This window comes from Methylomonas defluvii, assembly GCF_033949435.1.
GTDB lineage: Bacteria > Pseudomonadota > Gammaproteobacteria > Methylococcales > Methylomonadaceae > Methylomonas > Methylomonas defluvii.
Window position 1 is genome coordinate 24,774 of record NZ_JAXARY010000030.1, and the last position, 21,689, is coordinate 46,462.

19 protein-coding genes, 3 pseudogenes and 1 riboswitch are annotated in these 21,689 nt (G+C 52.3%); of the genes and pseudogenes, 18 read left to right on the forward strand and 4 right to left on the reverse strand.

What is annotated here, in order from left to right; translation table 11 throughout:
• Window positions 1-10: 10 nt before the first annotated feature.
• The gene (locus QLH52_RS22255; RefSeq protein WP_101052258.1) at window positions 11-760 is read right to left on the reverse strand and encodes a hypothetical protein; all 750 of its coding nucleotides are present in this window, start codon (window positions 758-760) and stop codon (window positions 11-13) included.
• A gap of 426 nt (window positions 761-1,186) precedes the next feature.
• Window positions 1,187-1,261: riboswitch (cyclic di-GMP riboswitch) on the reverse strand.
• A 482-nt stretch (window positions 1,262-1,743) separates the two neighbouring features.
• Between QLH52_RS22255 and QLH52_RS22260 the strand changes: the two are divergent.
• The 5 genes and pseudogenes from QLH52_RS22260 to QLH52_RS22280 form a co-directional block, all read left to right on the forward strand.
• Window positions 1,744-1,848 (forward strand): annotated as a pseudogene (locus QLH52_RS22260) (IS5/IS1182 family transposase); the annotation flags it as partial.
• Window positions 1,849-1,960: 112 nt separating this feature from the next.
• On the forward strand, window positions 1,961-2,344 hold the full coding sequence (locus QLH52_RS22265; RefSeq protein ID WP_033156342.1) for a hypothetical protein: 384 nt from the start codon (window positions 1,961-1,963) through the stop codon (window positions 2,342-2,344).
• 164 nt (window positions 2,345-2,508) lie between these two features.
• Window positions 2,509-2,802 (forward strand): annotated as a pseudogene (locus QLH52_RS22270) (XdhC family protein); the annotation flags it as partial.
• Window positions 2,783-3,385, forward strand: a complete 603-nt coding sequence (locus QLH52_RS22275) for a nucleotidyltransferase family protein (protein WP_319963002.1) — start codon at window positions 2,783-2,785, stop codon at window positions 3,383-3,385. The pseudogene QLH52_RS22270 and the gene QLH52_RS22275, both read left to right, overlap by 20 nt.
• A gap of 3 nt (window positions 3,386-3,388) precedes the next feature.
• Window positions 3,389-3,934, forward strand: coding sequence for a M15 family metallopeptidase (locus tag QLH52_RS22280; protein WP_319963003.1), 546 nt, complete (start codon window positions 3,389-3,391; stop codon window positions 3,932-3,934).
• Between the two features lie 494 nt (window positions 3,935-4,428).
• On the opposite strand, the gene QLH52_RS22285 is transcribed toward QLH52_RS22280, so the two are convergent.
• The 3 genes and pseudogenes from QLH52_RS22285 to QLH52_RS22295 all read right to left on the reverse strand — a co-directional run bounded on the left by QLH52_RS22285 (window position 4,429) and on the right by QLH52_RS22295 (window position 6,974).
• Window positions 4,429-4,863 (reverse strand): sodium-independent anion transporter, encoded by a 435-nt coding sequence (locus QLH52_RS22285; RefSeq protein WP_319963018.1) that lies wholly within the window; start codon window positions 4,861-4,863, stop codon window positions 4,429-4,431.
• A gap of 63 nt (window positions 4,864-4,926) precedes the next feature.
• Window positions 4,927-6,063: pseudogene (locus tag QLH52_RS22290) on the reverse strand (SulP family inorganic anion transporter); the annotation flags it as partial.
• A 479-nt stretch (window positions 6,064-6,542) separates the two neighbouring features.
• Window positions 6,543-6,974 (reverse strand): desulfoferrodoxin family protein, encoded by a 432-nt coding sequence (locus QLH52_RS22295; RefSeq protein WP_033156337.1) that lies wholly within the window; start codon window positions 6,972-6,974, stop codon window positions 6,543-6,545.
• Between the two features lie 469 nt (window positions 6,975-7,443).
• Between QLH52_RS22295 and QLH52_RS22300 the strand changes: the two genes are divergently transcribed.
• From QLH52_RS22300 to QLH52_RS22360, 13 genes are all read left to right on the forward strand, one after another.
• Window positions 7,444-8,100, forward strand: a complete 657-nt coding sequence (locus tag QLH52_RS22300) for a thiopurine S-methyltransferase (RefSeq protein WP_033156460.1) — start codon at window positions 7,444-7,446, stop codon at window positions 8,098-8,100.
• A gap of 428 nt (window positions 8,101-8,528) precedes the next feature.
• Window positions 8,529-9,089: a cytochrome oxidase putative small subunit CydP gene (gene cydP / locus QLH52_RS22305; protein WP_225893093.1), complete on the forward strand. Its 561-nt coding sequence runs from the start codon at window positions 8,529-8,531 to the stop codon at window positions 9,087-9,089.
• Window positions 9,079-10,629, forward strand: coding sequence for a cytochrome ubiquinol oxidase subunit I (locus tag QLH52_RS22310; protein WP_319963004.1), 1,551 nt, complete (start codon window positions 9,079-9,081; stop codon window positions 10,627-10,629). Before cydP ends, QLH52_RS22310 begins: the two co-directional genes overlap by 11 nt.
• A 24-nt stretch (window positions 10,630-10,653) precedes the next feature.
• Window positions 10,654-11,793 carry a cytochrome d ubiquinol oxidase subunit II gene (gene cydB / locus QLH52_RS22315; protein ID WP_319963005.1) on the forward strand — a complete coding sequence of 380 codons (1,140 nt, stop codon included), beginning with the start codon at window positions 10,654-10,656 and terminating at the stop codon, window positions 11,791-11,793.
• 11 nt (window positions 11,794-11,804) lie between these two features.
• Window positions 11,805-11,960, forward strand: a complete 156-nt coding sequence (gene cydX, locus QLH52_RS22320) for a cytochrome bd-I oxidase subunit CydX (protein WP_020481307.1) — start codon at window positions 11,805-11,807, stop codon at window positions 11,958-11,960.
• Window positions 11,957-12,169 (forward strand): YgaP family membrane protein, encoded by a 213-nt coding sequence (locus QLH52_RS22325; protein ID WP_033156334.1) that lies wholly within the window; start codon window positions 11,957-11,959, stop codon window positions 12,167-12,169. Before cydX ends, QLH52_RS22325 begins: the two co-directional genes overlap by 4 nt.
• A gap of 42 nt (window positions 12,170-12,211) precedes the next feature.
• Entirely contained in the window at window positions 12,212-13,483 is a 1,272-nt protein-coding gene (locus QLH52_RS22330) for an NAD(P)/FAD-dependent oxidoreductase (protein ID WP_033156333.1), read from the forward strand.
• Window positions 13,484-13,605: 122 nt separating this feature from the next.
• Window positions 13,606-14,943: a TolC family protein gene (locus QLH52_RS22335; protein WP_319963006.1), complete on the forward strand. Its 1,338-nt coding sequence runs from the start codon at window positions 13,606-13,608 to the stop codon at window positions 14,941-14,943.
• Window positions 14,944-14,953: 10 nt separating this feature from the next.
• A complete protein-coding gene (locus tag QLH52_RS22340) occupies window positions 14,954-16,051 on the forward strand; it encodes an efflux RND transporter periplasmic adaptor subunit (RefSeq protein WP_319963007.1) in 1,098 nt (365 codons plus the stop codon).
• Window positions 16,048-19,323 (forward strand): efflux RND transporter permease subunit, encoded by a 3,276-nt coding sequence (locus tag QLH52_RS22345; RefSeq protein WP_319963008.1) that lies wholly within the window; start codon window positions 16,048-16,050, stop codon window positions 19,321-19,323. The genes QLH52_RS22340 and QLH52_RS22345 overlap by 4 nt, the downstream gene beginning before the upstream one ends.
• A gap of 97 nt (window positions 19,324-19,420) precedes the next feature.
• The gene (locus QLH52_RS22350; protein WP_319963009.1) at window positions 19,421-19,819 is read left to right on the forward strand and encodes a cupin domain-containing protein; all 399 of its coding nucleotides are present in this window, start codon (window positions 19,421-19,423) and stop codon (window positions 19,817-19,819) included.
• Window positions 19,820-19,880: 61 nt separating this feature from the next.
• Window positions 19,881-20,294 (forward strand): lysozyme inhibitor LprI family protein, encoded by a 414-nt coding sequence (locus QLH52_RS22355; RefSeq protein ID WP_319963010.1) that lies wholly within the window; start codon window positions 19,881-19,883, stop codon window positions 20,292-20,294.
• A gap of 607 nt (window positions 20,295-20,901) precedes the next feature.
• Window positions 20,902-21,621 (forward strand): response regulator transcription factor, encoded by a 720-nt coding sequence (locus QLH52_RS22360; protein ID WP_051669884.1) that lies wholly within the window; start codon window positions 20,902-20,904, stop codon window positions 21,619-21,621.
• Window positions 21,622-21,689 lie beyond the last annotated feature (68 nt).

A 21,689-nucleotide genomic window follows, 5' to 3' on the forward strand; every position in this document is an offset into this window, starting at 1 on the left:
TTTGCCGGGGTTACGCGGTGCGGCGTTTGCCTAATACACTGAATCCCATTAATGCAGAACCGAACAACCAAACGGCCCCTGGCACCGGCACTGCGCTAACACCCTCGCCGGTGATGGTCAAAGGCAGGCTGGCTCCGGTGACGTAGTCGGTGGCGGTCAGGGTAATTTGATAATCGAAATGATCCTGACCGGTGGCGCCCGTTATCGGGTTGACGCCGGTCGCACCGGTGATGGTGTCGCCCTTGTTGAAGCCCAGCACAGCTTCTTCGATGGTTAGAGAGTAATCGCCAAAAGCAATAATGTAATTGCCCACGTCCAATGCAGTAGCCAGGTAGGAGTCTCGGCTCAACAAGCTGCCATCGGCCCATCCGCCGGTATTGCCGGGTATGGTGTAAGCTGGGCTGTCGTCGCCGCTGACGATTTCGGTAGTCAGTGAGACTGTGTCCTGAAAAATGCGGAATTGGCTATCTGCCAGTGTCAGTTCGCCGTCGCCGTTTATATCGACATACGCGCCGGGATGCGCGCCCCAGCCCGCTGCGTAGCCTTCATTCGCCAGGACATCGATTATCACATTGGCAGCTGATGACAAGGAGAACGAGTAGAAATCGATTGTGGTGCCGGCGCCGTGAACCGGGTCGACGGTTTTATAGATGGTGCCGTTTACGGTCTCGGCTTGTACATTGCCGAGGCCTAAAAGTGAAATAGCAAGTGTTGCAGCGACCTTTTTCAAGGCAGGCGCATGTTTCGTGTTAACAGACATATTTCAATTCCTTTCATAGTAAGACGAAGATTTTTACCGGTAGGTTTTACCGGCGACATTCAATGTTTCGCAATTCCCTTTGCGAGTCGTTGCCTAACGCACCTGCGCCGGATGCCGCGATGTCAGCCTCTTACTTTCCGGTCCTTTGCGTACGGTAAGTGCTGGGCCGATGGCTTCCCGCGCAATTTGAACAGCCTTAAAACCGCTATGTATTTCAATATTCCTGAATTGATCACGCTACGCTATGGTTGCGAGAGAGACCGTCCAAAGAGTTTTAAATACCGGGCTTGCTTGCGTAGTGAGTTAAACAACGGGTTTAGCTAATCAGGTGATACAACAAACTATTCCTGACCAGTGAGCGAGCGCTATGGGTAGTTGTCGGTGTATGAATCTCGACCGGCTAGACCCTTCTCTTACCCGCTCATAAGAGGCAGCTCGACTATCTGAATCAGATCCGCAGCTTTCCGGCCCCGCCTTGCGACGAGTGTGGCGACTTGGTGGCTGCGCCCAGGTGGGTGCAGCACTATTTATAAAGCAAAACATGCGCCAAAATATATTTGAGCAAGGGTTGCTAGTGTTTTTCTATGGTTATGTTCATATAAAACAATGCGATAGGCTGTTTTGTTTGATAGGGTGGAGTAGTAATAAGTGTGGCGGTTTTCTGGGGTTTTAGATGGCTATAACGCTATGCAGAGTGTGTTATTTCGCGTATTGTGGGTTATATCCCTTATTTTTTTTAAGAGATTATGGCGGCAGCTTTGAGTTTGCGCCGTAAGGGTAAAAGTCATCAGTTTGGGTAGTGATATACCAAGCTGGGTGCTTAAAAATCAGGGTGCTGGAACGAACTCCGAAATAATAATCCAACATTCTCATGCGTATCATGACTTCGTCGGCAATCGACGACCGGCCTCGCCAGAGCTTTAGTCATCTGTCAATTGTCGATGAAAATCACTCAGCCCCAGAAAAAGGTTGATTCCTCTAATCGCCTTTGCCATCAGGTGGAGAAGGCTTTTTTGCATTTAAGGCGATGGCATGGCATAGCTACTGGTTAAGCTAAAAACATCGCTTGGTTCTTGGTAGCCTTGTAGTTACGCGGTATTGCGCTTTGGGCGGCTGTGTTATGACGACACTATCCAATATTTCCAACACAAAATTTTCAAACTTAAATTAAGATGCCCGACACTTTCACCGAGGATACATATGAATAAAACCGATGCCATTTTGAACAAGGGTCAGAAGCTCTATGAAGACGATGCCTACATTTTGTTGTGGACGAAATTTTTTGGCCTGAGCCTGCTGGCGCTGACCTCTTACTATGTCTACGATAAACAAAAGCAGCGTCTGATCAAGCTCATGAGTAGAGAAAAAACCTATCTGATGAGCATCAGTTACTACCTCACCCACGATTATGGTTTTACCCCGACAATGGTGTTGGAAGGTATCAGTTTATTTAAGGATATTTCGGCGGCAATTGCCGACAGAGGCGGCGAGACCTGGAAGACCTTCTTTGCGGAAACCGCCAAAGATAAAGCCAGGACGTATGCGGTCCGGGGCATCCGTAAGGATAAAAAAGCCAAGGCTTGAGTTTCCACACCTTATGCATTTTGTGCTAGGAGGCCGTCAATAAGTCGCGGACAAAACCCTAATCAGTTTTTAACTGCTCGAGCGGCAATCTCTTTATAGGAATAGTCAGTGCAGGAATCATCCACTAAAAAACGCACGCCAATTTTTGGCAACAAACCTTTGGCTCGACCTACCAAAAGGCCGGCGCGCGCATGTTGATTACCCAAACCGGCGAGTTGGTCGGTTTGCTGGGTCCGGCGCGTCGCAAACAACGGTTACTGCAAAGTCTGGGCGACAACACGGCACTGATAGTCGAACGGGTATTCCGCCCGTTCGGTTTGGACATCGGCGCGCAACCTCCGGAAGAGATTGTCTTGTCCATCGTGACCGGCATCCAGTCCCCGTTCAACGGCCGTAGCGGCTGGCAATTGGGGAAAGAGCCGGTTGCGATTAAAAAACATGCCTGCCACCATGGATAATGTGCATGCCGTCATCCTGGCGGCCGGTGCCTCCAGCCGGATGGGCAGCCCCAAGCAATTACTGATTTGGCAGGAGCGTCCATTACTGGCGCATGCGCTTGCCAATGCGCAAGCCGTGTTGGCGGAGCGGACGGTGGTGGTATTGGGCGCAAATGCTGAGGCGATAAAAGCCGCAGTCGATTTGAGCGGCAGTAAGGTGGTATTGAATACGAGTTGGGCGGACGGGATGGCCGGTTCGATTCGGGCTGGTATCCAGGCTGTGCCGGACACGGCTAGCGCGGTATTGTTGATGCTCTGTGATCAACCCTTGATTAGCGCCGCGCATCTGCAAAGTTTGCTTAGCGCTTGGCAAAACGCGCCGGAGCGCATCGTCGTCAGTCAGTATGCGGAGTCGTTTGGCGTGCCGGCCGTGTTTCCGGCTGCTTATTTTGCCCAGCTAGCCAGCTTGACCGGCGACCGGGGAGCCAAGCCCTTGTTACTACGCTTCGAAGACTCACTGGTAAAAGTGCCGTTGCTGGAAGCGGAACTGGATGTCGACACCACGAGCGATTACCAGCGCTTGCATGCACTCAATGAGATGTAGCCCATGATTGCCCAACCGCTTGACGCCTACTTACAGCGTATTCGCGAGCTATTCATCGAACTAGGCATTCCGGAAGAACTGCCGGCAGCTAGAGGTTTGGCATTATGCCGCGAGCCTACAGAGTTGATCGTCGCGGAAACCAAGCCGCAGGGCAGGGCGTTTTATCTCACGGCGGAAGCGGCCGTTGCCTGGCACGCATTGAAACAAGCCGCCGCCGAGGAGGGCATTACCCTGCTGATGGTCTCGGCCTTTCGCAGTGCGGATTATCAAGCCGACATTATTCGGCGCAAGCTCGGGAAGGGCCAAACTATCGACGAGATTCTGCGAGTCTTGGCCCCGCCCGGTTACAGCGAACACCACACCGGGCGTGCCATCGATATAGGCAGCGACGACTGCCCGGAACTGGGCGAGCGGTTCGAACAAACGGCTGCTTTTCAGTGGCTATCAAGCAACGCAAAACGCTTTCAATTTTTTCTGTCATTCCCGCGCGATAACCGCTTCGGTTATGTTTACGAGCCTTGGCATTGGTGTTATCGGGGCGATTCGTAGCAACGTTTGGTAACTATTGAAGCCAAAATAGTGGGTCTCTTTGTTATCACCGAGTCTCCAAATTAGGCTTGCAAGCCTAGACGCTATTCGGTTATCGCTTATAGGGCTGCGCATAAGGTAATTAAGCTCCCGTCTTGGGTTTTTTGTGGTCGCCAGCATCGCAAGGTTTTTACGTTGCGGACAAACTCCAAAGCCTTGCGGGCAAAGCAAACTTGTATAACCGGCTGGCAAAAAGCCTTACCCGCAATGCCTTCAAAGGACTAAAGCGCCTAGCCGCTTAAACCGGACATTCAAGATTAGCACTCGCGCCTCAGCTTCGCGTCGGTTGGACTCTGTGACGAATGCCCGCTTTCAGGTTTTGGAATTCACAGCTTTCCGGCGATGAATCTGAAGCGGTGACGGTATATGTCGCCATCCCAAACTTTTCCAGTCAGAGAAGGAGCGGATTTAGCTTTTACGCAAGCCTCCTCTGGGTTGATGGATAAGCAGGGAGGTTATTTTTTAATCATATCCGTAGCGATCTGTTGTATTCGGTCCACCACATTTAGCTTGCCGACTTGACCAACCAGCCCTGCGCGGCGGAGTTTTTCGAAGACATTCGGTCTTGCGCCGCACAGGATTAGTCTGGTTTTGTGCCGTTTGCAGTTATCCAGCAAATCCCACAGCGATTGCAGGCCGGTTGCGTCGATAAAAGGCACTTTTTCCAGGCGCAAGACCAGAATTTCGGTATGGCCGTGAATCACCTCCAGCGCGGATTCCAATCTTGCCGCCGCGCCAAAAAAGAAAGGCCCTTCCATGGCAAAAACCACGGTATTGGCTGGCAGCGTAAAATCCGCGTCATCGAGTTCTTCCATGACGGCGTCGTGCGCTTGCCGCTCTATGCCCACGGCTTCCGACATGCGTTTCATGAATAGCAGCGCCGCCAGCATCACGCCGATATTGACGGCGATGACCAAATCGCTGAACACGGTGAGCAAAAAGGTAATCAGCAGCACCGCCACATCCGACTTCGGCGCCGTTCTGAGCATGTGGCCGAAACGGTGCAACTCGCTCATGTTGTAGGCCACGACAAACAAAATGGCGGCCAACGCGCTCAGCGGAATCAACGACGCATAAGGGGCCAGCAACATGACAATGCCGATCAAGGTCAAGGTATGCACAATCCCCGCCAGTGGACTGTTGGCGCCATTGCGCACATTGGTCGCCGTGCGGGCAACCGCCCCGGTAGAGGCAAAGCCGCCGAACAATGGAGAGCATATGTTCGCAATCCCTTGACCGATCAATTCCTGATTGGCGTCATGTTTGGTGCCGGCCATGCTGTCGGCGACCACGGCGGACAGCAGCGACTCAATCGCGCCCAGCAAAGCAATCGTAAAAGCCGGTCCGATTAATTGCAGCACCTCCGATACCGACATTGCCGGCAGTTGAAATTGCGGCAACTGCTGCGGAATGCCGCCAAAGGCGCTGCCTATCGTCGCCACGCCGTCCCATTGCAATTGCTACTGCGTGCAGGTGGCAATCAACATGGCGACCAGCGGGGCGGGAATACGTTTCAGAATCCGGCCGGAAATCAGCAACACCGCCAAGGTCAAGCCACCTAACAAGGTGGTTTCAAGGTGCAGCCCAGGAAACGCCTGTGCCAACGCCCAAAATTTTTCATGAAAATTCTCGGCGCCGGCTGCGGGGCTCAAACCAAAAAAGTCTTTCCATTGCCCCACAAAAATGATGACCCCGATACCGCTGGTAAAGCCGACGATGACCGGATCGGGTATATATTTGATGACGCCGCCCAACTTGGTAAGCCCCATAAGCAATAATATGATGCCGGCCATCAAGGAAGCTATTTGCAAGCCGCCGATGCCGTATTTGCCGGTAATGCCGGCTAGAATCACGATAAAGGCGCCGGTTGGCTCCGCTATCTGCACGCGGCTGCCGCCAAACAAGGATGTCAGCCCACCGGCCACGATGGCCGTGTATAGCCCCTGCTCAGGTTTGGCGCCGGAGGCTATCGCAAAGGCCATGGCCAGAGGCAGCGCCACTACGCCGACAATCACGCCGGCCAACAGGTTATTCAGCCAATGCGCTCTGGACAATAAACCCGCGCGACTGGCTTCAAGAATTGCAATCATTGGAAAAATTTTAAATGTTTATCGATGGGACCCATGATAGCACCCGGGTTGTAGCGATTGCCGCAGGAAACAAGTCATGACAACCGAATCGATCATAGCCGCTTGAAAACATTGTGCAGTCTGCTTGGGTACACATCGCGTAACTTGTGTCAGTCGCTACCATGATGACCCGCTATGGGTGCGCGAGCGTACCCTGCATCTACATCTGGAGTTTGAGATAAGCCAAATCATGGTCGGAATACAGCCGGTTTGATGCCATTGGTCGGAGCATACTCAATGGCTCAAATACGCCGACTGCCGGAAACCACGAAAGTCCGCTTCGTAGAAGCGAAACCCGAAAAACGATGTTTGGACTTGTGGCCGCTTTGGAGCAAGATAAATGACGGGTGCGGGTCGATGACCGCCGATACCCAGGAGAGTTTGACGGAAATAAGTGGCGAAACGGCGATAACCTCCTTGTTATCGCCGATCTGATGGCTTTATACCTCGGCGCTATTCAACCAAAGATCGTGCTTGTTGCACAGGCTCAAGGCGTAAACGGTACCGCTGTATCCTGCCAGGCTGAATTCGGAAATGGCGACCGGGTCTTTGCTGGGATCGAACATCCGCTCATTCAGGAATTTATAGTCTTTATCCAGCAATACGTGTTTGACGATGTAATGTTCATAGCCTTTCATTTCGTGCGGGGTGGTGATTTTGACGGTGGTTTTATCGTCGGCTTTAACGACTTCAATCACCGGCAAATGCGTCGCGGCTTTGCCGGCCCAGCGGCCTTGCGCATCCTTGGTGTAAAACACATCGCCCGGCGGTGTAGGTTGTTTGCCGGCTTCCGCGGCTTGGGCCAGACTGGGGGCAATGGCGCTGATCGCCGCACCGGCGGCACTCAATCGAATAAAATCGCGACGTTCCATGAAAATTCCTTGTGATGGTTTAAAAATTGTCGACTACCGAGTTAAGCCCGTATGGCTTGCTCGGCAGCGTGTGTTGAACCGGTTCTTTATTCTGCCTATGCAGAAGAAGCGTTCGCAACGGCTCCGGCTCGCTTGACCGCGCGACGCATCGAAATGTATCACGATTTGCTGGATCTACGTCCATGGGTTCTTACGTTAGCTTATATTTATTACGCCGGTCCTTTTTACCCGTTCGGGCTGAGCTCTTCGAAGCCCAGGCTGGCGGCAGGTCAATGAGGCATTTAACAGCGGAAATTCAAGAGGATGTTCAGTATCGATAAGCCGCGCCAGCGGACATGAAGAGCTGATTGCTGTCAGCTATCGCCGCTGTTCGAAAAAGTCGGCTTTTTTGTTGCCAACAATGCCAAGCAGTAAACCGGCAAGTCAAATAGAATGGCTATTTCTGCAATATCAAATCAGAGGGCAGGCTATGGATCACGATTTTTGGCATCAGCGTTGGCAACAGAACCAAATCGGTTTTCACAAGCATGAGTTCAACCCCATTTTGCAAACGCATTGGCCGCGCTTGTCTATCCCCAAAAAAGCGCGGGTGTTTGTCCCGCTGTGCGGCAAGAGCAAGGACTTACTCTGGCTATTGGCTATGGGCTATCAGGTGGTGGGGGTGGAATTAAGTCCGCTGGCTGTCGAGTCGTTTTTCGCCGATAACAATTTGCAACCAACGGTGCGGCGCCAGGGCGATTTTTGGGTCAGCGAGGTGGACGGTTTGCAGATTTTCTGCGGGGATTTTTTTGCATTGCAAGCTGCCGACGTCGGTGAGTTTGATGCGGTTTACGATAGGGCGGCGCTGGTGGCTTTGCCGCCGGATATGCGCATTGATTACGTGATGAAATTGTCCTCGCTGTTACCCGCCAACGTGCAAATGTTGCTGATAGCATTCGATTATCCGCAACACGAAATGCCGGGGCCGCCGTTTAGCGTCCAAGCCGACGAGGTTGAGCGTTTGTACAGTCACTGGTGTGAAATCGAATTGCTGACCAGTGACGACGCCTTAGCGACCGAGCTGCATTTTAAAGAGCGCGGCTTAACTAAAATGGTGGAGCAAACCTATAAACTGTTGGTTCGGTGATAACAGAAGTACCGAATTGCCAGTCGCATAGCATTAACCCGGCGCTTAAATACCGTTTGGTGTGTCGATAGGCGCATCCGCTTGGGTTTCGACGCGCGCAATCCGCACGAAACACCAGTGATAAACAGCCCGGGTTGATCCTCTTTTGAATTTTTTGGAATCGTCGTTCCGGCGAGGAGCGGAGTCCCTTTAAGCCCTTGGGCTCCAATACTCAATGGAGCGGCAGCATTTAGGGCGTCGGTTTATCAAAGCGGGAGACTGTTGCAGAATCGGTGTGTCACGTTTCATTTTTGTTTCATCCTACTGTGTGTTGTTTCAATGTTTCATAATGAAACGTATTTTGCACCTCTAAATAGCTGATTGGCCCTTACCTACCTTGATTAATCGGAGAAATCACGTTTGGCACGCAAATTGATATAGAAATATTATTGATTAATGATATTTGTGAAGTGCGTATGTTTTTCGGTCAACTCTCAGAAACTGATACCTCAAGATACAACCATCCGCCGCTAGGCGGTCGTCGCCAAGATACGATGGCGATCAAAAACAGCGTTTCTGCGCTTTTGGTTTCTAACTGCCTAAGACAGGTGCCGAATTCAAAACCGAACTACACTACAAATAAAGAGGGATTGCCGGCCACTGCTAGCCAATATTGCCGAGCTATTCGGCAAACGTTGTTTTCCCTGAGTAAGCCGCACAAGGCCGATTTACCCGCAAGCATTTCCATGGCTCTAAACAAAGAGGTGGCTATGACAGATACTACCCATCCCGCCTTACCGAAATCCGGCTTGCTACGCTGGGAAATAGCCGCAGCGCTATTGATAAAAGTGATTCTACTTACAGGCCTCTGGTTTCTGATTTTCCGCTGGCAAGAGCGCCCAGTTTCTAAACCGGACATCGCCGCACACTTTGCCTTGCCCGCTGCACCTGTCCACATCAATTCCGATTTTTCCTCACAACCCACCCAGGAGTCTCGCCATGTTCGGTGACGATATAGTCATGCTGTCGCGCATGCAGTTCGGGCTAACCGCGCTGTATCATTTTCTCTTCGTGCCCTTGACCCTGGGCATGACCTTTATCCTCGGCATCATGGAGTCGGTGTATGTCATGACTGGCAAGGAAGTCTATAAGGACATGGTCAAATTTTGGGGCAAGCTGTTTGGAATCAACTTTGCCATGGGTGTCACCACCGGATTGACGCTAGAGTTTCAGTTCGGCACCAACTGGGCTTACTACTCGCATTACGTCGGCGACATCTTCGGGCCCTTATTGGCTGCGGAAGGTTGGATGGCGTTCTTTCTGGAATCGACCTTTGTGGGTCTGTTTTTCTTCGGTTGGGATCGGTTGAGCCGGGTGCAGCATTTGGTGGTGACGTGGCTGCTGGCAGTGGGCACCAGTCTGTCGGCGTTATGGATATTAATCGCCAACGGCTGGATGCAGTATCCGGTCGGTGCGGCGTTTAACTACGAAACGCTGCGCATGGAGATGACTAGCTTTGCTGACGTGTTTTTCAATCCGGTGGCGCAAGTCAAATTCGTGCATACCGTCGCGGCAGGTTATGTCACCGGCTCGATGTTCGTGCTGGGCATCAGCTCCTGGTACTTGCTTAATAAGCGCGACATAGGTTTCGCCAGACGCTCGTTTTCCATCGCCTCGGCGTTTGGTTTGGCCTCCGTCTTATCGGTGATCGTGCTGGGCGACGAAAGCGGTTACACCTCCGGCGAAACCCAAAAAATGAAGCTGGCTGCGATTGAAGCGGAATGGGATACCCACCCGGCCCCTGCTGGTTTCACCGTGTTTGGTTTGCCCGATCAGGACAATCAGAAAACCGATATGGCGTTGAAAGTGCCTTATGTGCTGGGTTTGATCGCTACCCGTTCCATTGATGAAGACGTTAAAGGTCTAAAAGATTTGCGTGAAGAGAGCGTGGTGCGCATCGAAAGCGGCATGCTGGCTTACGACAATTTGCAAAAACTGCGTGGCGGTGACCTAAGTGCCAAAGCAGCGTTCGAGGCCCATAAAGCCGACCTGGGTTATGGCTTATTGTTGAAAAAATATACCGACAAGGTTATCGACGCTGATGCCTCCACCATCCAAAAAGCCGCCAACGACACAATTCCCAAAGTCGCGCCGCTATTCTGGACCTTCCGCATCATGGTGGCTTGCGGCTTTATCATGCTGTTCATCTTTGCGATGACCTTTTACTACTGCGCCACTCGAGTAGCCGATCAAAAACGCTGGCTGTTGCGGATGGCGGTCTGGTGCATCCCGTTACCCTGGATTGCCGCCGAGACCGGTTGGTTCGTTGCCGAAGTCGGTCGCCAACCTTGGACTATCTCCGGTGTATTGCCTACCCACATGAGCGTTTCCAGCCTTAGCGCCGGGCAATTGTGGTTCAGTATCGGCGGTTTTGCCTTGTTCTACACGATATTGCTGATCATCGAGCTGTATCTGATGTTGAAGTACGTGCGCCTCGGACCCAGCAGCTTGCATACCGGACGTTATTGTCTCGAACAGCAACCCGCCTAACCCCTTCGTCAACAGGAGTTCATTATGTTTGATTATGAAACCATCCGCCTGATTTGGTGGGTCTTTATCGGTGTCGTCGGCATTGCGTTCGCATTGACCGAGGGTTTTGATTTCGGAGTTGGCACCTTGCTGCCGTTTATCGGTAAATCCGACGTGGAACGCCGGGTGATCATCAACACCGTTGGCGCCACTTGGGAAGGAAATCAGGTGTGGCTGGTGCTGTTGGGAGGGGCGATATTCGCGATTTGGCCAGCGGTTTATGCCACGTTGTTTTCAGGGCTGTATGCGGCGATGCTGTTGGTATTGTTTTCCTTGTTTTTTCGTCCGGCCGCGTTTGATTACCGCAGCAAGATTGAAGACCCGCGTTGGCGCAAGAGTTGGGATTGGAGTCTGTTCATCGGCAGCAGTTTGCCACCGATTCTGCTCGGTGTGTTGGTGGGCAATTTAATTTTGGGCCTGCCGTTTCATTTCGACCAAGATCTGCGCGCGTTTTACGACGGGTCGTTCTGGGCATTGTTGAGTCCGTTTGCCTTGTTGTGCGGGTTCACCGGCGTGTTACTAACTACTTTCCATGGTGCGTTGTTTTTGAAATGGCGGAGTGAAGGCCTTATTCATGCTCGCGCTACAAATACCGTTAGTGCCTTGGGGCCGATGTTATTAGTCGCGTTAACAGCGGTAACACTTTGGGTCTTTGTTGGTATTGATCGTCCGGAAATTACCCAGATGGCCGCTACTGATGCGCCGTCCAATCCCTTGCATAAAACCGTAATTGCTCATGGCGCTACTTGGTTGCAACATTTCATGACCTATCCCTGGATGTGGCTGGCACCGCTGACTGCTGTTATAGGTATCGCGCTGGCGTGGTGGTTAGGCAAGGGTGAGTCCAGGATGGGGGCATTCGTACTCAGTAGCCTAGGCATTACCGGTGTGGCGCTGACGGTCGGTTTTGGTTTGTTTCCCTTCTTGTTAATCTCGTCAACCGCGCCCGGTTCCAGCCTGACGTTGTGGGACGGTACCTCCAGTCATAACACGCTATTGCTGGGATTTTGGATCACCATCATCTTTTTGCCCATCGTCCTGCTCTACACCCGTTTTGTGTACCGGGTGATGTGGGGCAGCGTCACCGAAGCCGCTGTTCTTAAAGACAGCCACACACTTTATTAAGGAGACACATCATGTGGTATTTCGCTTGGATACTCGGCGTCGGTTTCGCGGCGTCCTTTGCCATCATCAACGCCATGTGGCTGGAATCGGTGTGCGACATCGATCATCACGGCATCGATCAATCGTGCGAGAGCTTGGCGCAACGTAGCAAAGAGAGGTTGTCATGACCACCGAACGTATCGTCCGTATTGTCGCCGGCTTGTTTGTGTTGCTGTCGCTGAGCCTCGGCGTTGAAGGCAGCCCCTTATTTCAGTCTAGCAATTGGCTTTGGTTTACCGCATTTGTCGGGGCCAATTTGTTTCAAAGCGGTTTTACCCGATTCTGTCCGCTGGAAATGATTCTTAAAAAATTGGGCATCAAAGAAAGCTGCCAATAACAGCGGCAAAAGAATAATTATCTTTCAATTTGGAGTAGTCTCATGGCAAAAATCGTAATCGTAGGTGCAGGCATCGGCGGTATCCCGATGGCATTGGAAATGAAAGAAAACGCTCGGAAAGAAGACGAGGTAGTAGTGATCGCCGATACCCCGACCTTTCACTTTGTACCGTCCAATCCTTGGGTAGCCGTTAACTGGCGCAAGCCGGAAGATATCAAGGTGGAATTGGCACCGATGTTCAAGAAAAAGAAGATCGGTTTCATTCAACAAAAAGTCACCCGTTTTCATCCGGAAAACAATCAAGTGGAATTGGCCGATGGCTCGCAAGTCGATTATGACTTTCTAGTGATCGCCACAGGTCCAAAACTGGCCTTTGACGAGGTGCCGGGTTTGGGGCCTAACGGCCATACCCAATCGGTCTGCCATGTCGATCACGCCGGCGAGTCCGGTGAGTTTTGGGACAAGTTTGTCGAAGATCCGGGTCCGATTATCGTCGGTGCCGCCCAAGGGGCGTCCTGCTTTGGCCCGGCTTATGAATACATGTTCATCGCCGAAACCGACCTGCGGCAACGTAAAATCCGCGATAAGGTGAAAATGACCTATGTCACCTCGGAACCCTACATCGGCCATTTGGGCTTAGGCGGCGTGGGCGATACCAAAGGGATGCTGGAAGCCGAGATGCGGAACAAACATATCAATTGGATTTGCAATGCCAAAATCGACAAGATCGAAGCCGGCATGATGTATGTCACCGAAGTGGATGAAAACGGTCAGGAGAAAAAGAAACACGAGTTACCGTTCAAACACAGTATGATTCTGCCGGCTTTTAAAGGCGTCGATGCCTTGACCGGTATTGACAAACTCGTGAACCCCCGCGGTTTTGTCATCGTTGACGAAAATCAACGTAATCCCACGTATAAGAATGTCTACTCCATTGGGGTTTGCATCGCTATTCCACCGCTCGAGCAAACCCCAGTGCCGACCGGCACACCCAAGACGGGTTACATGATCGAGTCGATGGTTACTGCTACGGCTCATAACATACGGGCAGAACTTGATGGCAAGCAGCCTAAAGAAAAAGGCACCTGGAATGCACTATGTCTGGCGGACTTTGGCGATTCGGGCGTCGCTTTCCTGGCCATGCCGCAAATTCCGCCACGTAACGTGCAGTGGGCGTCCAGCGGTAAATGGGTGCATTTGGCTAAAATTGGCTATGAAAAATACTTTATGCGTAAAGTTCGCAAGGGTATCAGCGAGCCTTACTATGAAAAACTGACCTTAAAAATGTTTGGCATTATGCGGTTGAAAGGCTGACACTGGTTTGCGCCGCGCTGATAGGGAATGACAAACGCAACAGTGCCGTTGGCCAACCAATGGCGCTATGCGTCTAGACTTCCCTATCAATCCATTTGCCCTAATTGCATGCAGATTACTCAATGATACATCGAACTTTATGGCGGTTAGTTTTCGTGCTGATGCTGGTTTTGGAGACGGCCTTGGCCGATACCGAACCCAGTCAATATAGCCTGGAACAAGCCATTGACACCGCGTTGGCGAACAATCCCGAGCTGGGCATCATGCAAGCGCGTATTGAACAGGCCAATGCGCAGTTGGGCGAATCCTTGGCCAGTTTTTACCCGCAAATCAAAGCCAGTTTGTCGTATCAGCACAGCGATAATCCTGCGCAAGCCTTTGCGATGATCATTGCCCAGCGTCGGCTCAGCTTTGCCGGCAACGACTTCAATCATCCCGGCGGGGTTGATAACTATCGGCCGCAAGTGACAGCGACGTATTCGTTGTTTCGCGGTGGACAGGACTACTACCGCAAACAGGCGGCGGAACTGGGTATCGAAACCTCGGAACTGGAAAAAGCCGCAACCCGCAATAAGTTGGTGAATAACGTAACCGCGGCCTATTACGGGGAGTTGGCGGCAATGGAAGCCCACGAGATTAGTCGGCGCTCGATTACAGCAGTGCAAAGCGAGTTGGATCAGTCACGGATTCGCTTTGATGCCGGCACGGTATTAAAGTCCGATGTATTGTCCTTGGAAGTACAATTGGCCGAAGCCAAGGATGCGGAAATACAAGCTGCAAACGCCATCGAGCTGGCGCAGAGTATGTTGAAAACCTTGCTGGGCTTACCCGTTAACGCACCTTTTACCATCGATACAACTCGGCAAGCCGCATTACCGGCCAGTCCGGCGGTTTTTGACGAATTACTGAATCAAGCACTCAGTAACCATCCGGAGCTGCAAGCCGCGCAGAAGCGCGTGGCGATGGCCGAACGTCAGCTTGATGTCGCGCAAGCTGCGCACCTACCGCGCGCTGACGCCTTTGTCAGTTATGGTTCCGACAGCAAAGATCTGGCGTTCAGCAGCAACCGCGATAACGTCACTGCCGGGGTAATGGTGGAAGTGGATGTATTCTCCGGCTTTGCGACTCAAGAAAAAATCAAGAAAGCCGAGCACGAACTGACGGCCGCCCAAGAGGCAGCCAGGCAGACCCGTTTGCGCATCGAGCAACAGCTGAAATCCGCCCAAATCAAACTACAAGATGCGCTGAGTCGCGTCGACGTTAGCACTGTAGCGGTCAAAGCGGCGGAAGAAGCACTGCGGTTAGTGAATGAGCAACGCCAAGCCGGTGTCGTGACCGTGACGCGCTATATCGAAGCCGAAGTGGCGCGCGATAAGGCGCATACCCGACAAATCACCGCACGTTTCGATGCCTTGCGGGCCGAAGCGGAACTGAAACAAGCCACCGGTTACTGGCAATAAAGGAGTCACGATGACCGAACATTTTTCTGAATCACATGCGCCGAGATGGCTGGTCCCTGCGGCAGCAATCACGGCGTTATTGCTGGTGATTTTATTTGCCCTGGGCATTTTGGGCGGCGAGGATAAGACCGAGCCCGGCAACACGGATCTGCCTGAGAGCAGCATACCCGCCGGCGCACTGACCTTAAAAGTAGGCACACAGACTGCGGAAAACAATTTGGCTTGGCAAGGTGTCGTCAGGTCCCGCCTGGCCGCCAAAATTGCCCCAAAATTAAATGCGCGCATTCTGGAAATAACCGTGAATCCGGGCGACAAAGTCAAACAAGGCCAAGTCATCGCCCGTCTCGATGATCGCGATCTGCGGGCGGCTTACAATGCCGCCAGCGCCGGGCAGGCGGCGGCTCAGGCCCAGGCGGCCCAGGCCAATGCCGAAGAAAAACGCATTACCGATCTCTACAACAAGCAAGCGGCCACCCGCCAAAACTACGAAGCCGTGCTGGCGCAAGCCCAAAGTGCCAGAGCCATGGCTAATCAAGCGGCCAGTTCCGCGCAACAAAGCAAAGTGATGCTGGGCGAGAACGTACTCTATGCGCCGTTCGACGGAGTAGTGGGTGAGCGTTTACAAGAGCCGGGCGACATGGGCTTGCCTAATCAAGCGATTGTCACCTTGCACAAACCCGACGACTTGCGTTTGGAGGCAGCCATTGCCAGCCACTGTGCTGCAGCTATTAAGTTAGGCATGGAAGTAAAAGTGCGCTTCGACACGCCGCAGCAAACGCTGGCCGCGACGGTCGACGAAATTGCCCCGGAAATCGATCCGCAAACCCGCACCCTGGCAGTAAAAGTTAAATTACCGAATCTGCCAGGTTTGCAACACGGCCAATTCGGTTGGCTGGAACTGGCTTGTGCCAGTGCACAACAAGCCGTGATGATCCCTTCTGCGGCCATTTTGCATTACGGGCAACTGCAAGCCGTCAAAGTGTTGGACGGACAAAAACTGCTCACCCGGCATATTCGCACCGGTAAGGAGTATGGCGACCAAGTCGAAATACTTTCCGGATTGCGCGCCGGCGAAACCATCTTGAGTAACGCTGGGTTGGGGCAATGAGCGAGTTGAACAAAACCATGGAAGCGAAAAAGGACAGTCTGACGGTTGCCATCGTTCGTTTATTTACCACCTCGCATTTATCGCTGCTGTTTTTATTGATTTCCCTGTTGGCAGGTGCGGCGGCGCTGACTTTGACGCCACGCGAGGAAGATCCGCAAATCATCGTGCCGGTGATGGATGTGTTTGTGCATTATCCGGGAGCCAGCAGCGAAGAAGTGGAAAAGCGCGTGACTACGCCGCTGGAAGTATTGCTCAAGCAAATCCAGGGGGTGGAATACGTCTATTCGGCCTCCCGGCCCGGCGAAGCACTGGTGACGGTGCGCTATCGGGTGGGCGAGAGCATTGAAGACAGTCTGATCAAAACCCGCGATAAGCTGCAAGCCAATCTGGACATCATCCCGCCCGGCGTCAGCGATTGGGTCGTCAAGCCGGTGGAAATCGATGACGTGCCGATCTTGCTATTGAGCCTATCGATGCCCAAGGCCAATGAAGACATTATGGCGGTACGCCGCATCGCCGAAGAACTAATCGAGCGCTTGCGTGCCATTGACGACGTCGGCAAAAGTTGGGTCATCGGCGCGGCGCCTAGGCAGATTTCGGTGTACCCCGATCCCGCCAAGTTGCAAGCCAGCGGCCTGAGCTTGCCGGAAATTCAACAGGCTTTGGCGCAAAGCAATGTCAATCTGCCAGCCGGACGATTGAATCAGCACAATAACGAAATCTTGCTGGAAGCCGGGCCGCATTATGAAACGCCGGAGCAGGTCGGGGCGACGGTGTTGAAAAACGTCGCCGGCCGTCTGGTGTATTTGCGCGATGTGGCGCAGATCGTCGATGGCCCGCAAGACACCGACTATTACACCCGCATCGGCTTTGGTCCCGGTGTGGAGCAAATGAAAACGGTAGGGAATGCCGGTGACGCTTTACCGCAAGTGGGCGAAGAACGGCAAATGGCTACAATCGCCATTGCCAAAAGGCGCGGCAGCAACGCCGTCGGCGTGGCCGAACAAGTGTTGGAACTGACCGAGCAATTGCACGGCACGCTGATTCCGGATGAAGTGCTGGTCACGGTCACCCGCAATTACGGCGAAACCGCCGATCACAAGGTCAACGAGTTGGTGATGCATCTGAGCATCGCGATTCTGACCATTATTGTTCTATTGGCGTTGGCGCTGGGTTTTAAAGAATCGCTGATCGTGTCGTTGGCGGTGCCGATGACCTTCGCGATTACCTTGCTCTGCGATTTGATCTTTGGTTACACCATCAATCGGGTAACGCTGTTTGCGTTGATTCTGTCTTTGGGTTTGCTGGTCGATGACCCGATTGTCGATGTCGAGAACATCCATCGCCACTACAAAATGCGCAAAGAGCCACCGTTACAAGCCTTGCTGACTGCGGTGAACGAAATTCGTCCTCCGACCATCCTGGCCACCTTCGCGGTGATCATGTCGTTCGTGCCGATGTTTTTTATTACCGGCATGATGGGACCGTATATGGCGCCGATGGCCTTTAACGTGCCGATAGCCATGTTAATGTCCTTGCTGATCGCCTTCACGGTGACGCCTTGGGCTAGTTATAAATTGTTAAAGGGCGATTACGGTAAAGATCATGGACCGGAATTTCGGTTACAGGAATCCCGAGGTTTCAAGCTGTATCAGGCCATTATGGCGCCGCTACTAAGTCACAAATCCAAAGCCTTGTGGTTTTTGCTGGCGGTGTTCGTGGCGTTTGTCCTGTCCACTATGATGGCGGTGACCCGAGTCGTACCGTTGAAACTGCTGCCGTTTGATAATAAAAACGAGCTGCAATTGGTGATTGATATGCCGCGCGGCTCGTCTTTGGAAGCGACTAACGAAGTCGCGTCGGCCTTGGGCCAGTATTTAGCCACGGTCAACGAAGTGAGTAGCTATCAAACCTACGTGGGCTTGGCATCGCCGATGGATTTCAATGGCCTGGTGCGGCATTACTATTTGCGCCAGGGTGCATATGTCGGCGACCTGCGCATCATTCTGGTGGATAAATCTCGCCGCGGGCAACAATCGCACGCGATTGCCTTGCGGATGCGTCCGGATATAGAACGCATCGGCCAAAAATACGGCGCCAACCTAAAAATTGTGGAAATGCCGCCGGGACCGCCGGTGTTGTCCAGTGTCGTCGCAGAAATTTACGGCCCGCCGGAAGCCGGTTATCAGGACTTGGTGAAGGTGTCCAAACAAGTCCGTGAACATTTGCAAACGACCGAGGGTGTGGTGGATGTGGACGATTATGTGCAAGCGCCGCAAGACCAATGGCAGTTTGTGTTGAATCAGGACAAAGCGGCCCTATTGGGCATCAGCAATCAGCAAGTCGCCAGCAGTTTGCAACTGGCGGTAGAAGGTGGCCTAGCCGGTACCTTGCATATTGCCAGCGAACGCCAGCCCTTGCTGATTACCCTGCAATATCCCAGAGCCGCGCGTTCTTCCGAGGCTGATTTATTAAACTTGTCGGTGAAGTCTGCAAAAGGCGATTTGATCCGCTTGAGCGAAATCGGGCGGTTCAGCCACGAGATAGCAGATCAAACCATCTACCATAAAAACTTGCGCCAAGTGTCGTATGTGCTAGCTGAAATGGCCGGCCGCAGCCCGGTGGAAGCGGTGTGGGATCTGCAGGACGCCTTGGAACAGCAACCGCTGCCAGCCGGTTACAGCGCGGAAATGGCCGGGGAGGGCGAATGGAAAATCACCGTCGATGTGTTCCGCGACCTCGGCTTGGCCTTCGCGGCGGCGATGGTGATGATTTACATCCTGCTGGTCGGACAGACCGGCTCCTTGGGTGTGCCGCTGATCATGATGATCGCCATTCCCCTTACGGTAATCGGCATCATGCCGGGCTTTTGGTTTATCAACCTGTTCACCTCTGATGTGGGGCAATATGCCGATCCGGTGTATTTCACCGCCACGGCCATGATCGGCATGATCGCCTTGGCCGGCATCGTGGTGCGCAACTCCATCATTCTGATCGATTTTATCGAGAACATCTATCGCGGCAATCCGGATATTAGCCTGGCCGATGCCATCATCGAAGCCGGTGCCACCCGTTTGAACCCGATCTTTTTGACGGCGGCTTCGGCAGTGTTGGGCTCGGTGATGATCGTCCTCGATCCCATCTTTTCGGGCCTGGCCTGGAGCTTTATCTTCGGGATTATCGCCTCCACCTTGTTTTCCTTGGTGGTGATTCCCTTGGTGTATTTCTTGATCAATCGCGACATGCCCAAGCAAGTGCCAGCCGAAGACTAGCTTAATAGCGCCCGCGATGGCAATTCGGCGGGCGCGGTAACTAGCGTTTTTTGTATACTCGCCTAAATACCCATCCCTTAGCTTTGAGGCCACCCTTATGAAACAATCAAACCGCGTCTGCTACTTATTTGCCGTTTCAGGATTACTAACGTGTCTGGCGCCGTTCGCGCAAGCCGACGAGACCGCCAGCAAATTCTCGCGGGAATTGTTAATGACCAAGCCGGTGACTTTACCCAGTAAAGAAGTGGAGAGCCATGTAATCCGGGTGCGCTTCCCCAAGGGGTATAAAACCCCATTGCATACCCACGAAGGGCCCGGCCCAAGATATGTGGTGATGGGCAAGTTGAAAGTCGTCGATGACGGCCAAACCAAGGTCTATAGCCAAGGCGAAGTGTTCTGGGAAACCGGCGCGGAAATGACCGTGGAAAATGTCGGTAAAGGCGAGGCGGAGATTATTATATTCGAGCTTGCGGCGGCTAAGTCGGCTAAGCATTGAAGCCTCAACGAATTGAGCGTTCGGCCAACATAAAGTCTAATTTTTTAATAGAGAAAGCATTATGTTTAAGATTGGTATTTTGTTGGTGTCGATGGTTCTGTCATATACGGCTGCGGCTGGTGAAGCAAAATTTTCAAGTCAATATTTAGCATGCATGGATAAATCAGAAGGCGTTACGGTATCTATGTTGGATTGCATAGCGGATGAAACAAAGCTGCAAGACGACAGGCTTAACAAAGCCTACAAATCTGCACTCAAAAGCATAGATCCAGCAAGAGTCAAAGCGCTGCAAGATGCTCAGCGGGCATGGGTCAAATTTCGCGACAGTAATTGCCGATTTTACGCTAACCCGGATGGCGGGACCGCTGCAACAATCAGCGCTAACGATTGTGTGATGTCATCTACCGCAGAAAGGGCGCAGGAAATTGAGTCCTTATTGCCGGTTCAGCCCCTGCAAGGCCGTAACGAGCAATAACTAAAAGGCTTGCGCTGCTTGCTTTTGAGTTCATTAGCTACATCTTGCTCGGTGACCAGCCTGCCTTTCAAGCCTTTTTTGATCCAGCTCAATTCGGACAAGATGTAGTTCATTTTGTTGGCCGGCAGTTCGACTGTTGCTCCTGCACAGTGGCTGTCAATAGTTTCGGTGCATCGGCTTTGCTTGGCGCGCTCGGCATCTGAAAATCCTCCGGCCAGGCAGCGTATTGGCCATATTTGCCACTCAGATAGACACCGCCCGCTGCAGTGCCTGCGTCGGTTAACTGCCATTTGTCCTCTTGTTTCTCGATTAGGCCCTGCGCTGTCCGTTGCCCGAACATTTGCCCCTGGGATATGCCACGCAATTTGGCCAGCCGATTGCCCACTAAATTACCGTTTGAGTTAATGCGTACCGGCCTGGGCTTCGACGAGCCAGAACCGAATGCCAAGGATAAGTGGGGAGCCCGGTTCAGTAAAAGCATAAATGAGCCTGAACAGCAGGGCAGCGGATGACGTATCTAAGACCTTAGCCCAATAGACAAAACTTAGGACTTACGTACACTTGACAAGCTTTGGAATGCGAAACTTTGTATCAACTTTTATAGACTATGGCGCTGCAGATTTTGGAAACCGATAGATTAATCTTGGTTGCTGACCGGGAGGTCTCGTCCTTTAAAGGTATCAATCGGGTCAGAGAGTGTCTGCAAGCCAACGTGGAATATGTTGCCAGTCGGGATGAGTTGGCTGGCTGGATCGTAGACAATAAGGCGAATTTAACCAGCAAAAATATTGCCTTTGTGATGGTGTTTGACCCGGACGTGGTCGAAATATCGCCGTCCGGTTCCGAGTTGGGCTTATTACTGGAATACCCGCGGATTTGCATTACCCGCTCAAGCGATCTCTCAACGACCTTGCGTTCGATAAAAACCGGTTTGTTTGATTTTATTGAAAAGCCTTTCAGTCTGGAGCAGATCCGCAAATGCCTTGAACTGGCGTTTTTTGAATATGAGTTCGCGACCACTATCAACAATCAATTCCGTAATCTGACCAAACGCGAAATTGAAACCTGCGAGTTGGTGGTACTGGGTCACACCAACAAGGAAATATCCGAAAAACTGGATATTTCCGTAAAAACCGTCAAAGTGCATCGTGCTAATTTGATGCGCAAAACCAACGCCAAAACGGTTACGGATCTTCTGAGGTTGCACGATACCTTCAAGTCAAATACTCGCCAAGGACCGACTGATTTGGTTACTATCCCGCCGCTAAAAATATTGAACACCCAACAAAGCAACAAGCGTGAGAAACGCCAAAAATCCCCGGCTTAGCCCCCATTGCTACCCAACAAACCCTTTTCGGCCAGCAATAACCGCAAGGCATAGCCAAATTTGAGACG

What these genes read in the sequence shown, in the direction of transcription:
- QLH52_RS22295 (WP_033156337.1), bottom strand. Translation starts at nt 6,974, where the DNA reads ATGGAACGTCGCGATTTTATTCGATTGAGTGCCGCCGGTGCGGCGATC.
- QLH52_RS22350 (WP_319963009.1), top strand. Translation starts at nt 19,421, where the DNA reads ATGAAACAATCAAACCGCGTCTGCTACTTATTTGCCGTTTCAGGATTA.
- QLH52_RS22285 (WP_319963018.1), bottom strand. Translation starts at nt 4,863, where the DNA reads ATGCTGGCGGCGCTGCTATTCATGAAACGCATGTCGGAAGCCGTGGGC.
- QLH52_RS22265 (WP_033156342.1), top strand. Translation starts at nt 1,961, where the DNA reads ATGAATAAAACCGATGCCATTTTGAACAAGGGTCAGAAGCTCTATGAA.
- cydB (WP_319963005.1), top strand. Translation starts at nt 10,654, where the DNA reads ATGTTTGATTATGAAACCATCCGCCTGATTTGGTGGGTCTTTATCGGT.
- QLH52_RS22300 (WP_033156460.1), top strand. Translation starts at nt 7,444, where the DNA reads ATGGATCACGATTTTTGGCATCAGCGTTGGCAACAGAACCAAATCGGT.
- QLH52_RS22280 (WP_319963003.1), top strand. Translation starts at nt 3,389, where the DNA reads ATGATTGCCCAACCGCTTGACGCCTACTTACAGCGTATTCGCGAGCTA.
- QLH52_RS22335 (WP_319963006.1), top strand. Translation starts at nt 13,606, where the DNA reads ATGATACATCGAACTTTATGGCGGTTAGTTTTCGTGCTGATGCTGGTT.
- QLH52_RS22275 (WP_319963002.1), top strand. Translation starts at nt 2,783, where the DNA reads ATGCCTGCCACCATGGATAATGTGCATGCCGTCATCCTGGCGGCCGGT.
- QLH52_RS22360 (WP_051669884.1), top strand. Translation starts at nt 20,902, where the DNA reads ATGGCGCTGCAGATTTTGGAAACCGATAGATTAATCTTGGTTGCTGAC.
- QLH52_RS22325 (WP_033156334.1), top strand. Translation starts at nt 11,957, where the DNA reads ATGACCACCGAACGTATCGTCCGTATTGTCGCCGGCTTGTTTGTGTTG.
- QLH52_RS22345 (WP_319963008.1), top strand. Translation starts at nt 16,048, where the DNA reads ATGAGCGAGTTGAACAAAACCATGGAAGCGAAAAAGGACAGTCTGACG.
- QLH52_RS22310 (WP_319963004.1), top strand. Translation starts at nt 9,079, where the DNA reads ATGTTCGGTGACGATATAGTCATGCTGTCGCGCATGCAGTTCGGGCTA.
- QLH52_RS22340 (WP_319963007.1), top strand. Translation starts at nt 14,954, where the DNA reads ATGACCGAACATTTTTCTGAATCACATGCGCCGAGATGGCTGGTCCCT.
- cydX (WP_020481307.1), top strand. Translation starts at nt 11,805, where the DNA reads ATGTGGTATTTCGCTTGGATACTCGGCGTCGGTTTCGCGGCGTCCTTT.
- QLH52_RS22330 (WP_033156333.1), top strand. Translation starts at nt 12,212, where the DNA reads ATGGCAAAAATCGTAATCGTAGGTGCAGGCATCGGCGGTATCCCGATG.
- QLH52_RS22255 (WP_101052258.1), bottom strand. Translation starts at nt 760, where the DNA reads ATGTCTGTTAACACGAAACATGCGCCTGCCTTGAAAAAGGTCGCTGCA.
- QLH52_RS22355 (WP_319963010.1), top strand. Translation starts at nt 19,881, where the DNA reads ATGTTTAAGATTGGTATTTTGTTGGTGTCGATGGTTCTGTCATATACG.